Consider the following 13,064-nt stretch of genomic DNA (forward strand, 5'->3'; position numbering starts at 1 on the left):
TTACGAAAAGGAACTAAAATTCCAAATAAAAATCTAGCGAGTTTTTCTTTATAGATAAATACCGAGTATGAGTACCCCAATTATGGATACTAAAGTAACAGTCGTGAGGTTCTCAGTAGAAGGAGAAAAGTTTGAAATATTGGTAAAACCAGATCCTGCTTTGGAATTTAAGATAGGTAAGCGTAAGGACATCTCTGGAGTATTGATTTCAGATGAGATTTACACTGATTCCAACAAAGGAACGAGGGCGTCTACGGAGAAACTTATGAAGGCATTCAAAACCACCGACTCAAATGCAATTGCCACTATAATGCTTGAGAAAGGAGAACTGAATCTTACTACTGACCAGCGAAGAAAGATGGTTTCTGATAAACGTAAACAGATAGTAGACTTTATTGCTAAAAGCTATGTTGATCCAAGATCACATCTTCCACATCCTCCACTTAGAATAGAACAAGCTATGGATGATGCAAGGGTATCAGTTGATCCTTTTAGAAATACTGATGAACAGATTAAAGAAATAATAGAACAACTCCGATCGATAATTCCGTTAAAGTCTGAAAACATGCTTCTAGAAATTTTAGTGCCGGCTCAATTTGCAGCACAATCTTATTCTGTTTTAAAGTCATTTGGAACTTTGAAAAAAGAAGAATGGCAATCAAACGGTGGACTTAAAGTAATACTAGATATACCGGCGGCGGCAAGGGCAAATGTAATGGACAGATTAGGATCTGTAACAAAAGGCACTGCCTCTGTTGAGGTTGCAAAATGATGGACGTAAAAAGACGATATGTTATTCCTGGCGATGTAATAGCAACTGGTCCTCTACGACCAGAACAAAATGTGTATCAAGACGGTGACAGAATGATTTCAACATGTGTTGGAATTTCTGAAATTTTTGAAAATTCTGTAAAAGTTATTCCTCTCACGGGTGGATATGTGCCAAAGGCAAATGACTTGGTTATTGGAAAAGTAATTGGAACTTCTCCGCTTTCTTGGGAGTTTGACATTAATTCCTGCTTTGTAGGATTTTTGCCAGCCCAAGATGTTTTTGGCAGAGATTATTCTCCAACTAAAGATGAGCTCAAACAAAGATTGGATATCGGAGATTTGGTTGCAACTAGAATTGCTAATTTTGATAGATCAAGAGATCCACTTTTGACAGTACAAGATAGGGATCTTGGCAAGATTGATTCAGGTGAACTAGTTGAGATTTCCCCCAGTAAAGTACCTAGACTGATTGGCAAACGTGGTTCAATGATTCAAACAATTGAGATGGCTACTAAGGCAATTATAACAATAGGTCAAAATGGTTGGATAGTAATTTCATGTGAAGATTCAGAGGGATTATTAAAGGCAGTAGAAGCAGTGAAAATGATCGATGCCCTGGCGCATACACCAAACTTGACTGAAAGAGTCAAATCTATGCTTGGGGTAACAGATGGTGAAAATAATGACACAATTAATGACTGAAGATGGAATTAGATGTGACGGGAGAAAACTAGACGAGCTTAGAGATATCTCAATTAAAGTAGGAGTACTAAAAAATGCAGACGGTTCTGCATATATTGAATTTGGAAAGAACAAGATTTTAGCTGGTGTTTTTGGTCCAAGAGATGTTCATCCAAAACACATGGCAAATCAAGATTCTGGAATTTTACGTTGTAGATATCACATGTCCCCATTCTCTGTTACTGAAAGAAAGAATCCTGCTCCATCTAGAAGAGAAATTGAAATTTCTAAGGTTATCAAAGAAGCCTTACAACCAGCTGTAATACTAAAAGACTATCCACGTACTGTAATTGATGTATTCATTGAAGTACTTCAAGCTGATGGCGGTTCAAGATGTGCGGCACTTGATGCCGCATCTGTAGCTCTTGCTGATGCAGGTATCCCAATGCGTGACTTGGTATCAGCATGCGCTGCAGGTAAAGTTGCAGATAGAATAGTTCTAGATGTCAATAATGAAGAAGATCAAGAGGGACAGGCAGACATGCCAGTTGCCTTGATGCCAAATGTAGGAAAAATTACGCTTTTACAACTTGATGGTATGCTAAAACCTGAAGAATTCAAAACATGTATGCAAACCGCACTAATCGGTTGTAGACGTGTTTATGAGATTCAAAGAAAGGCATTAATGGAAAAATACTTCCAATCTGGTGATCAATAAAATTGGGTTCTCAAATATTAGATCAACTAAAACGAGGTAAAATTCTTGATCTTTTAAAAACTGGAAAAAGAATCGATGGAAGATCTCTTGACGAACAAAGACAGTTGACAATTGAAACAGGAGTAATTCCAAAAGCTAATGGTTCTGCTAGAGTAAAACTAGGAAATACCGAAGTTATAACTGGTGTAAAGATACAACTTGACAAACCGTTTCCAGATCTTGGTGATAAAGGAATTCTCATCTGCACTGCAGAAATTTTACCATTGGCAGATCCAAACGTAGAACCAGGACCACCAAATGAAGAGGTTATCGAACTTGCAAGAGTTGTTGATAGAGGAATACGTGAAACTGAAATGATTGATTTGCACAAACTTGTTCTAATTGAAAATAAATCAGTTATTGGCATGTTCATTGATAGTAGTGTCATTGATTCTGGTGGAAACTTGTTCGATGCTTGTTCTTATGCATCTGTAGCTGGTATTCTTTCTTGTACTGTTCCTAAATATGAAGTTAAAGACGAAGCTCCTGTACTTGTAGAAGGTGTAACATCCAAGCCTCCGATTAAGACACTACCAGTATCAGTAACCATGGCAAGAATTGGTGATTACATAATAGTTGATCCAACCAAGGATGAAGAATCATGCATGGATGCAAGAATTACAATTACTACAAACTCTGATGGTAACATTTGTGCAGTACAAAAGGGTGGAAGTGATGGATTTACTGCCGAACAACTTATCCAGTGCTCTGAAACAGCCCTTTCTGTAGGAAAGAAAATAAGGAAGCAACTTGAGCAGTTGATGTAATATGGCAAAAGGTAAAAGCGCTTCACTCAAAGGACTGGGTCAAAAATATGGCCTCAAACCAAGAAAAAAATACACGTCAGTACATAGACAACTAAAAGCACAAAGAAAATGTCCTGAATGCGGTTCTGAAAAATTTGGTAGGGAAGCAGTAGGAATTTGGATCTGCAAAAAATGTAATTTCAAAGTAGCAGGTCTAGCATATGACGTCAAACTATAGCTCTAAAATAGAAATCTCTGCTGGTGAAAGAACAAAAGCAATTTTTTACTCTATTGAAACTGATAACAAATTCTATGATGAAAATCCCACTCACACAAGTTTCTCACTTGATAATAAAATTACAATTATGATTGATGCACAAGAAATTTCCCATCTACGAGCTAATCTTAATTCTACTTTGAGACTTGTCCAAGCAAGTAATGATTCGATCGAATCGGTAAAGATATAAACAAAACAGCAAATCAAACATTCATGTCTTCTGGCGAACAACAGATTCCTCCTTGGTTACAAGAGCAAGTAGGTAGATTACAACAATTACAACAAAATCTTCAGTCCATAATGCTTCAGAAACAACATCTTGAATCTGAACATCTTGAGACAGAAAGAGCGCTTGAGTTACTGCTAAAGGCAAATGATGATGATATTGTTTACAAAGCTGCAGGATCAATTCTTGTGAAATCTAATAAAACTAATTTGGTTTCAGAATTACAAGAAAAGAAAGAACTTGCAAATACTAGACTTACTGTATTGACAAAACAAGAAGTTAGGGTAAAGGAAAATCTAAAAGAGGCAGAGACTAAAATCCGAGAAATGTTGAAAGGTCCTCCTCCACCAGGACAAAATAAGATAGATACTCCTAAATAAAATATTTGCAGAAACTTAACGGTTTAATGAAAATTGAAGATCTTCGAATGGTAGTTGATGAACGGGAGCGAAAAAGTGGGATCCCTGATCTACTAAAACAGATAGGAGTTAAAGTAGAAATGATGAATCTACCGGTTGGTGATTATATTGTTGCATCTGAAACAGTAGTGGAAAGAAAAAGTGTCAGTGATTTTATCTCATCAGTTTTTGATGGACGTTTATTTGATCAATGTAATAGACTAAAAGAACACTTTGAACATCCCACTATAATCATAGAAGGAAATGTTGACGAAATTGATAAAATCACAGAAAATCCACTTGTGTTCTATGGAGCAATGTCCTCAGTAGTATTAGATTTCAAAATACCTGTAATCCCTACTCCTAATGCATCGCACACTGCTAAATTGTTAATATCTATGTGTGCAAGGCAAGGGACTGTAAAGGGACCTTTCCTTAAAAAAATTAGAAAGTCTGGCGATTTACAACAACAACAATTATCTATCCTGTCTAGTTTGCCAGGTGTTGGAGAAAAACTTGCGTCTAGAATGCTGGAAAAATTTGGTTCACCGAGTAGCTCATTGAATGCCTCATCGGTGGAATTATCTAAAATAAATGGAATGGGAGAAGCACGTGCTCAAAAAATAAGGAAAATACTTGATGCCAAAAATAAAAATATGAAAAAGACTGATCAAAAGACATTGCATGATATATGACACATTGTTCAAATATGTAGCTCTAATTCTAATCGAATAATTGATAGTTTCACATCAGTGGTTAGCAGAACATTACAATGATCCAGATTTGGTAATATTGGATTCTCGTGGCAGTGTTGCATATTCATATGCTCATATTCCAAATTCTCAGCCTCTTGGAGTTGAAAAAGTTGTAAAAACTAATCAGTATGGAGCTAATCTTGTAATTGAAAATGAACAGGCTGCAACTCTATTTGGCTCACTTGGAATTGATGAATCTAAAACTGTTATAATATATGGAGATTACTTGGATCCATCTGCTGCTAGGATATCTTGGACGTTATTATATTTTGGACATGAAAAAACAAAAATTCTTGACGTCGGAATAAGAACTTGGCACAAAAAAGAACTTCCAATTACTAGAGATATCTCAAAATCAATATCCACAAAATTTATTCCAAAAATAAATTCTTCAATAAGGATTGAAGCGGAAGAACTTCATAAAAAAATTGACAGTGCGCTGATAATTGATGCTAGATCTCCTCAAGAATTTATGGCTGGTAGAATTTTGAACGCAGTACTTTTTCCCTTTACTGAAGGTGTAGGTGAAGGTGGTTCTCTTTTTAAAGAAAAAGATGAACTCTCGCGAATTTTTACCGAACAACAAATACCAAAAGATAAGGAATTGATATGCTATTGTGCACTAGGTCACAGAGCTGCAAATGTATTTACTCAATTACGAATGGCTGGATATGATAACGTAAAGTTATACGATGGCTCTTTTGCGGATTGGGTTGGAAGAAGACTTCCTCTCGGATGATTTTTTCTTTAACTTACTTCCACAAATGGGACAATTTGAGATCTTTTCAAAGATCTTACTGCAAGCAGGGCAAATGTACACACTATCTAATACCTTGGATATTCCCTTGCTCATTATTGGAATAACTTTCAAATTCAAATGTTTAGCAACATTTGATACTGTATAGTCATCTGTTACCAATTCACCATTTAACTGCACACACAATGCAAGTACTGATACATCTTCCTTTGATAACTCAGACAAGTCACCTGTATTCTTTGCTTTCTCTAAAACGAAATTAGTATTTTCTTGCTCTGGTTCTATAATTTTTAGTCTGTCTAAATCAATGAGAGCTTGTACGGCATCATGACTTTTCTTAATATGTTTTATTTCTTCAAAAACTAGAGGAGTTGTAAAACTCTGTTCTTGTGAAGAAAATGGTATTCCGGCATAAAATGATGTGGCATCTAAAACTCTAGAAGCCAAGCTTACTCATCTGTCTAAGACCTTGTTTCTTTAGTCTTACAAACACAGCTTGTTTTTTGTATTTTTTAATTGTTATCACTTCGTCAAATCTTGCGGTTTTGATAACCTGTGCGTCCATGATGATACTTGAATCATGATTACTTATGATCTCAACTTTTTCATCAGGTACTACAATTGATGGCAATTTGTTAACAGGGGCAACCGGTGTTATGATGAGTACATTTAGACTCTCGTGAAGTATCGGTCCTCCAAGAGAATAGGAATGACCTGTGGAACCACTTGGGGTTGCTACGATTACACCATCCATTTTTTGTGTTACTGTATCGCTTTGAAATTTAATTTCAAATAATGACGTCTTTGTCAAATTCACTCTGTTGATGTAGATCTCATTTAATGCTGGTGGAAAATCTTGTCCTCCACAAGAGGCAACCACTCTAATTCTTCTATCAAAAAAAACCTTGTCTGAAATAATTTGGTCAATGGCCGTATCAATCTGAGGTAATGTTATTTCTGACAATATGCCTCTGTTTCCTCCGACATTTATTGCAAGATTTGGAACCTCATTTTCCAAATATCTGAAAGTTCGAAGCGTAGTTCCATCTCCCCCTAAGGTAATTGTCAAATCTAGTTTTGTTGTCTTGAGATCTTCTAAATCATTGACTTTTTTTGCACCGTCAACTTCTGCTGGAGAAACAATGTATACCTTAATTTTTTTTGCAAGTAGTTTCTTGGCTACTTTCTTTACCGCGTCCTCTGATTCTTTTGAACCAACTTTACTTACTATAGCTACATTATGAAGTTCCAATTAATACTACTATTCTAATTTCACTTAAAAATCATCTGATAAGTATAAAATATTAAGAACCCTTTGAGTTCATTATAATACAGATAGAAATGAATTATTCACACCAAGTTTTAGTTGATACCGAAACAGTTGCAAATAACCTTAACAACAAATCGTTCAAAGTCATAGAAGTTGATTATGATCCTGAAAATGCCTATAGGCAAGGCCACTTACAAGGAGCCAGTCTAATCTGGTGGAAGCGAGACATTAATGATCCTGTAACACGTGACATCATAAACAAATCTCAATTTGAAGATCTTTTATCAAGAAATGGATTAACTGCACAATCTGAAGTTATTTTATATGGCGACTTTAACAATTGGTTTGCGGCTTTTGTATTTTGGATATTCAAGTATTATGGACATGAAAAAGTACAGATGATGAACGGTGGAAGGAAAAAATGGGAAATTGAAAATAGATCTTACACAAAAGATGAACCACAAATTCCAAAAACTAATTATGTTGCACAACCGCCAAATGAAGGACTACGTGCATATCTATTTGATGTAAGACGGGCTCTTGATAAGAGTGATACAGTTCTAGTCGATGTACGTTCTCCAAAAGAATTTTCTGGAGAGGTAACTGCTCCTGCCGAATATCCGATGGAGCATGCTCAGAGAGGAGGACATATTCCGAATGCAAATAATATTCCTTGGGCAAGTGCCGTAAATGATACTGATGGTACCTTCAAGTCAGTTGAAGAACTTAAAAAAATTTATGAAACAAAAGGTGTGACGCCTGATAAAGATGTCATATGTTATTGCAGAATCGGAGAAAGATCTTCGCATACTTGGTTTGTACTGAAATATCTACTAGGATATCCTCAAGTTAGAAATTATGATGGTTCTTGGACTGAATGGGGTAATATGATTGGAAATCCAATCGAAAAATAACGAAACAGCTAAAGAACAGCCGATTCTAAAAAAAGGTATATTCTATGCCATTCTTGATGGTGTATCTGATATTATAATGGAGGATAAGACTAAACGTGGTCTTACAGTACAAGAAAGATCAATTGACGAGAAATATGGTGTAAATTCTGATAAAGGGATGATCTATGATATGGATGGAATAGGCCATAAGGTGGGAATTCGTTGGTACTTTCCAAAAGATAAGTATGGATTTGAAAAAGTACTTGAACATGCAACAGAGATGGAACAGAGATATCGTAAGATCCGAGAAGAAACTTGTCCTGATTATTAGGAAGCATTTTTAAACTCTTTTTCCATATACAAATCAGATGTCCCTCCTGCTAAAGGATAAGGTGTATACAGTTCAATCAGCTACATCAAAAAGGGGAGTATATCCTTTACACAGTTACAAACTCGGTCTTTATCGTCTCCCAATAAAACTAGAAGATACATATGAAATTGATTCTATAGTTAGTGGATTTAAGAAAGTTTTTGAAATGGATAAATTTGCTGACAGAGTTTATGCAACGTATCGTTGGAAGGAAGAAAATTTACCAGATCCAGATGATAGTGGATACAAGGAAATTAATCTTGAAGTACAAATTGAGATAGTAACTGGAGAAGTTGTAGATATGATTTATCAAATCTATCCAGTTGAAAAATATGGAGATGGACTTTGGGTTAAAGATTATAGAAAGAAAGCTGATGCAAATGCAAAAATGGTCATTGATACAATTTTGAGAAATAGTGTACTTGCTGACAAAATGGTTGAGCATGGAGTAAAAATGAAACAATTAACACCAGAACGAGCATTAGAAGAATTAGAAGAGCTCACTCCACTAGCTCAGATTGTTCCAAATGCAAAACCAAAACCAAAACCTGCAGCTCCTCAGCCAGGACAACAAGTTGCACAAGACGAAGAGCCAGTTGCTAATGATGGAGCAAAACCAGGTCCAATAGATGTAGACTTTAAATCAAAGCTTAAAGTCGTTGAGACTTTCACTGCCACATCCAATCATAAGATAAAGATCTTTGGACAAAGAAGGGGCAATGAAATATTGGGAATCTGGGGAGAATTTGTATCAGTTGATTATGATATCTGTATAGGTGATGGTGCATGCATCGATGCATGTCCTGTGAAAGTTTATGAATGGGCTGAATTTGCAGGGCATCCAGCTTCTGATAAAAAACCTCTCATGGCACGAGAACCTGATTGCATATTTTGTTTAGCTTGTGAAAACGTCTGTCCTGTTCAAGCAATAAAAATATCCAAAAAAGGATAGAGAAACTTTAGCGGTACGGCTATAAAGACTGTAAAGTTGAAAAACTCCAAATGTTAACACATGCTCTTCCTAATACTCTAACACAGTTTCTTTGGAATGTTTTCATTGGAATTGCAATGATAATCACACTCTATACTTGCAACTTTTATTATTTAGTAGTAATTTCAAGGCATCAAAAAAAGAACGATTCTATTGAACTAAAAGAAATCCCAACCGTTACTCTTCAACTTCCAATATATAATGAAAAATATGTTGCTGCTAGATTGATAAACGCAGTATGCGCATTGGATTATCCGAAGGATAAACTCTGCATTCAAGTACTTGATGATTCAACTGATGAGACACAAGATCTACTTGGGAATCTAGTTTTAGACTATCAAAAGAAGGGATTTGATATACAACATATTCAAAGGTCAGATAGGAAAGGATACAAGGCAGGTGCACTTCGAAATGCAATGAAATCTGCAAAAGGTGATTTCATTGCTATTTTTGACGCTGATTTTATTCCACCAACATGGTTTCTAAAAAGAGCAATATCGTATTTCTGTAAACCAAATATTGGATTGGTTCAATGCAGATGGGGTCATGTCAATGAACAATATTCTCCACTCACAAAGGCACAAGCTCTAAGTCTTGACTTTCATTTCTTAATAGAACAAAAAGCAAAAAGCAATTCTCATCTCTTTATGAGTTTTAATGGTACTGCAGGTATTTGGAGAAGAAAGTGCATTGAAGATTCAGGTGGTTGGCATACTGCTACACTAGTTGAGGATTTAGATCTTAGTTATAGAGCTCAGATGAAAGGTTGGAAATGTATCTTTGTTCCTGATATTGTAGTAGAAGCAGAACTTCCAGTACAAATGAACTCTGCAAAAAGACAACAATTCAGATGGGCAAAAGGTTCTATCCAATGTGCCATCAAATTGCTTGGAGATGTTACAATTAAGAAAATACCTATTGATACAAAGATTCAGGCTTTTGTTCAACTTACAAGACATATTGTACATCCACTAGTACTTGCACAATTTTTAATTTTGCCTATACTGCTAGCTTCCAAAATAAATCTCTATGTGATAAGTGGATTACCGGTATTAACAATAATTGCATATCTGGCTATGGGACCTGTGGCGTATATCATGGTAATTCGAGGGATGTATGCAAAGAAGTGGAAATCAAAGGCACTTTCTTATTTGTATTTGATAATCTATTCTGCAGGCATGTCAGTTAACAACACTATAGCAGTCTTTGATGCATTTTTTGGAAAGAAAAATGAATTTTTACGTACTCCGAAATTTGGAATAATTAAAAATGATGATGATTGGAGAGACAAGGCATATGCTCTTCCCTTTACCAAAACTACACTTCTTGAGATATTCTTTGGAGTATATGGTATATTGGGTATGTTTATTGCAATATTTTCTAATAATCCTATATTTGTTCCAATATTGGGAATCCAGGTTATTGGATTTCTTTACATTGCATATCTTAGCATATCTCATTCAACATTTAAAAAAGGCAAATCAAGAAGTAGAGTCGAAACAAAGGCAGAAAAAATGGCAAATAATTACTATAAAATTGCATTGGCTGGTATACTTGGATTAATTGTAGTAGGTGTAGTCATGGCTTTTGAGGAATATAGTACTATCATATACCCTCTTGATCAGTCAAGAGGAATTTTATCTAGAATTCAAGCTACGTCTGATCCACAAGTAATTCACGATGATATACAAATGGTACAACAACTCCTACCAAAGTCTGGTAACCCTGTTTGGATATTTCCAACAGACGAAACCAATTTTGGATTGATGCAAAAAGACCTTACCACAATGTTATCCACACTTGATAAAATATCTACTACTTCACCTGATACCGCGGCATTTCATACAGGTATGATTAACATTCATTCTCAAGCTACAACAATAGTATTCAATTTACTTGATGCTACGCCATACATGTATGTCAGTGTTTCAAACATGTTATTTGGAAGCATATGGGTTGCAGTAATAATTGGAATATTTGCTCTTCTTAAGAAGAAAAAGGAAAGACTGGAATCTTTTGAAATGACAGACTGACCTAAGTGATATTTAATTCGCGTCTTATTTCATCTACCGCTCGTATTCCAAAAAGATCACGAACTTGTTCTATTCTGATTGCCTCTTTTACAATGTCTGAACCAAGTTCTGTGATCAAAAGTCTAAATACATCTGTAAATCTTATCTCCCATCTATCTGCACAATCCAAGATCTTTGATACGCTCCACTGTTTTACCTCTAGGGGCAGTGGCATCTTTGTTTCTACCTCAATAGAAATACGATCAAACAAATTTATCATGTCTTTGGTTTGACTTGCCATTTTTTCAATATCTTCTAATGTACCATATTTTGATTCAGAACGCATTCTGATATTTGATTGGAATTCTGATAAGCGGAGCAATCCCATGACTTCATGTGATGTATTCTGAGATGTCTTGTGAGTTACATGACTAATATTTTGTAATTGTTGTGAAATCTCATAAGTTTTCTTATTAAACTCAGATATGGATGATGAATTCCTGTTTAACAGTTCTGCAAAATCTGTTATTTTTTCATCTAGATCTTTACTCTTGCCAAGAATATTTACTTTGAAGTTGGTAAATTCAGAATTTATGTTCCTAATATCGTCACTGAGCACAGACAACGAATCTGTTTTCTTTATCATAGAATCAATCTCTATGCCAATATTTCTTATCTGGGAATTCAAGCTTGAAATTGAATCTGTTTTTGTAATGATTGTGCTTATTTCACCTTTTAGATTCGATATGCTATCCTCCAGTCCTGACATTTTTTCGGTTTTTGAGGAGATCTCTTTTGTATTCTGTCTTACCTCTTCAATTTCTTGATGTAAATTAGATAGTGATTCTGTCTTGGTTGACATTTTGTCCGTACTTTTTCTTAATTCTTCTATTTCTTTACTTAGATTGGATAGTGATTCTGTACCACTTGCTACACTTTTGATATCTTCACGTATTTTCTCAGTTTTTTCTGATACATGCATTATCATTTTGGTGTTATTTCTAATAGAATCCATGCTGTCCGCAACACTTTGCATTATCTTATTGGTGTCTGGCATGGATTCTTGTTTGTCCCGAATTTTTTCTACGTGATCCTGAAGTCTATTAATTTGATTGTTGATCTTGTCTATTATATTGGAATGTGCCTTAACTTGACTCATCCCAGAAAATAGACGTTGCGTATCTTCTTCTATTATGTTCATTTGTCTTGAATTTTTCTGAATCTGATCAAGTGCTGAATTTACTGATGATATCATATCCTTTAGAGAAATCAATATCTTCTGATTCTCTACAAATATTTTTGACATTGTCTTTACTTCAGTGGCTAAAGTTTTGGTAGCATCTGAGATTAAAGACATTTTCTTGATAACATCATGTGTAGGATCTTTAGATCTGGGTTTTGATTCTACTCGTTTTGATTTAGTCACTTCCAATTAGAATAATGACAACCGATAAAAAAGTTAGGTTTGATTTTGGATAGTATGAAAAAGGTTCTAGGTTTAGTTGTTTACTAACTCTGGATCATGAAGACTTTCATGGAAAGTCTTTGCTACTAAACCATTTACAGTTTCGAAGAACTGCTTTGGACAAAACTCACAATTTAACATGTATTACGGTACTATACGGTACTATTAATAACAGGGTAACTTTGCTATTACCTACTTTATTTTTCGAGTCTTAGAGACGCAGAATTTATGCAATATCGTAAACCTGTGGGATTTGGACCGTCTTCAAAGATATGACCAAGATGTGCCCCACAATTCTTACACAATGCTTCGACTCTTAACATTCCATAGCTTGTATCTTTCTCCATTTTTACATTATCTGAAATAGACTCCCAAAAGCTTGGCCATCCAGTTCCTGAGTCAAATTTTGTTTCTGAGCTAAATAGATCAGTTCCACAGCATAAGCACTTGTACATGCCTTTTTCTTTACAGTCGTGGTATATTCCTGTGAAAGGTGGTTCTGTTCCTTTCCTTCTACATACCTCGTATTGTTCAGAAGTAAGTTTATCCTTCCACGGGTCATTTGACGATTTCAATCTGTCTTTCATTACCTCTTTAAGATTTAATCTTTGTCGATTTCACATGTATCATATTTCTAAAGCAGTCAGATACCCCAGGTATAATTCATCATAAATCAGCATACCCAATCATCATTC

General features: G+C 35.2%; 17 protein-coding genes. 13 read left to right on the forward strand and 4 right to left on the reverse strand.

Annotated elements, in window-relative coordinates:
- Positions 1-82: 82 nt before the first annotated feature.
- Genes C0Q33_RS03910 through C0Q33_RS03950 form a run of 9 tightly spaced genes read left to right on the forward strand, consistent with a single transcriptional unit; the run spans position 83 to position 5,350 of the window.
- The gene (locus C0Q33_RS03910; protein ID WP_101477285.1) at positions 83-772 is read left to right on the forward strand and encodes a ribosome assembly factor SBDS; all 690 of its coding nucleotides are present in this window, start codon (positions 83-85) and stop codon (positions 770-772) included.
- Positions 772-1,473 (forward strand): exosome complex RNA-binding protein Rrp4, encoded by a 702-nt coding sequence (rrp4, locus tag C0Q33_RS03915; protein ID WP_101477286.1) that lies wholly within the window; start codon positions 772-774, stop codon positions 1,471-1,473. The genes C0Q33_RS03910 and rrp4 overlap by 1 nt, the downstream gene beginning before the upstream one ends.
- Positions 1,454-2,170, forward strand: coding sequence for an exosome complex exonuclease Rrp41 (gene rrp41, locus C0Q33_RS03920; RefSeq protein WP_101477607.1), 717 nt, complete (start codon positions 1,454-1,456; stop codon positions 2,168-2,170). Before rrp4 ends, rrp41 begins: the two co-directional genes overlap by 20 nt.
- Before the next feature lie 2 nt (positions 2,171-2,172).
- Positions 2,173-2,976, forward strand: coding sequence for an exosome complex protein Rrp42 (rrp42, locus tag C0Q33_RS03925; RefSeq protein ID WP_101477287.1), 804 nt, complete (start codon positions 2,173-2,175; stop codon positions 2,974-2,976).
- A 1-nt stretch (position 2,977) separates the two neighbouring features.
- Complete coding sequence (locus C0Q33_RS03930) at positions 2,978-3,193, forward strand: eL43 family ribosomal protein (protein WP_101477288.1); 216 nt, start codon at positions 2,978-2,980, stop codon at positions 3,191-3,193.
- Positions 3,177-3,422, forward strand: a complete 246-nt coding sequence (locus C0Q33_RS03935; protein ID WP_101477289.1) for a KEOPS complex subunit Pcc1 — start codon at positions 3,177-3,179, stop codon at positions 3,420-3,422. Before C0Q33_RS03930 ends, C0Q33_RS03935 begins: the two co-directional genes overlap by 17 nt.
- Before the next feature lie 23 nt (positions 3,423-3,445).
- Positions 3,446-3,838, forward strand: coding sequence for a prefoldin subunit beta (locus C0Q33_RS03940; protein WP_101477290.1), 393 nt, complete (start codon positions 3,446-3,448; stop codon positions 3,836-3,838).
- Positions 3,839-3,864: 26 nt separating this feature from the next.
- A complete protein-coding gene (locus tag C0Q33_RS03945) occupies positions 3,865-4,551 on the forward strand; it encodes an ERCC4 domain-containing protein (protein ID WP_101477291.1) in 687 nt (228 codons plus the stop codon).
- A gap of 40 nt (positions 4,552-4,591) precedes the next feature.
- A complete protein-coding gene (locus C0Q33_RS03950) occupies positions 4,592-5,350 on the forward strand; it encodes a sulfurtransferase (RefSeq protein ID WP_101477292.1) in 759 nt (252 codons plus the stop codon).
- Here C0Q33_RS03950 and C0Q33_RS03955 read toward each other — a convergent pair.
- Positions 5,297-5,815, reverse strand: coding sequence for an NOB1 family endonuclease (locus tag C0Q33_RS03955; RefSeq protein WP_101477293.1), 519 nt, complete (start codon positions 5,813-5,815; stop codon positions 5,297-5,299). The genes C0Q33_RS03950 and C0Q33_RS03955 overlap by 54 nt on opposite strands.
- Positions 5,805-6,620: an NAD(+)/NADH kinase gene (locus C0Q33_RS03960; RefSeq protein WP_101477294.1), complete on the reverse strand. Its 816-nt coding sequence runs from the start codon at positions 6,618-6,620 to the stop codon at positions 5,805-5,807. The genes C0Q33_RS03955 and C0Q33_RS03960 overlap by 11 nt, the downstream gene beginning before the upstream one ends.
- A gap of 89 nt (positions 6,621-6,709) precedes the next feature.
- Between C0Q33_RS03960 and C0Q33_RS03965 the strand changes: the two genes are divergently transcribed.
- The 4 genes from C0Q33_RS03965 to C0Q33_RS03980 all read left to right on the forward strand — a co-directional run bounded on the left by C0Q33_RS03965 (position 6,710) and on the right by C0Q33_RS03980 (position 10,925).
- Positions 6,710-7,552, forward strand: a complete 843-nt coding sequence (locus tag C0Q33_RS03965; RefSeq protein ID WP_101477295.1) for a sulfurtransferase — start codon at positions 6,710-6,712, stop codon at positions 7,550-7,552.
- 76 nt (positions 7,553-7,628) lie between these two features.
- Positions 7,629-7,862, forward strand: a complete 234-nt coding sequence (locus tag C0Q33_RS03970; protein WP_394336912.1) for a hypothetical protein — start codon at positions 7,629-7,631, stop codon at positions 7,860-7,862.
- Between the two features lie 37 nt (positions 7,863-7,899).
- On the forward strand, positions 7,900-8,853 hold the full coding sequence (locus C0Q33_RS03975; RefSeq protein ID WP_101477296.1) for a 4Fe-4S dicluster domain-containing protein: 954 nt from the start codon (positions 7,900-7,902) through the stop codon (positions 8,851-8,853).
- A gap of 50 nt (positions 8,854-8,903) precedes the next feature.
- The gene (locus C0Q33_RS03980) at positions 8,904-10,925 is read left to right on the forward strand and encodes a cellulose synthase family protein (protein ID WP_101477297.1); all 2,022 of its coding nucleotides are present in this window, start codon (positions 8,904-8,906) and stop codon (positions 10,923-10,925) included.
- 1 nt (position 10,926) lies between these two features.
- Here the strand turns inward: C0Q33_RS03980 and C0Q33_RS03985 are convergent, their stop codons facing one another.
- Positions 10,927-12,330, reverse strand: coding sequence for a coiled-coil domain-containing protein (locus C0Q33_RS03985; RefSeq protein WP_133121006.1), 1,404 nt, complete (start codon positions 12,328-12,330; stop codon positions 10,927-10,929).
- A 236-nt stretch (positions 12,331-12,566) separates the two neighbouring features.
- A complete protein-coding gene (gene msrB, locus C0Q33_RS03990) occupies positions 12,567-12,956 on the reverse strand; it encodes a peptide-methionine (R)-S-oxide reductase MsrB (protein WP_101477299.1) in 390 nt (129 codons plus the stop codon).
- Positions 12,957-13,064 lie beyond the last annotated feature (108 nt).

This window comes from Candidatus Nitrosotalea bavarica, from assembly GCF_900167955.1.
Taxonomy (GTDB): domain Archaea; phylum Thermoproteota; class Nitrososphaeria; order Nitrososphaerales; family Nitrosopumilaceae; genus Nitrosotalea; species Nitrosotalea bavarica.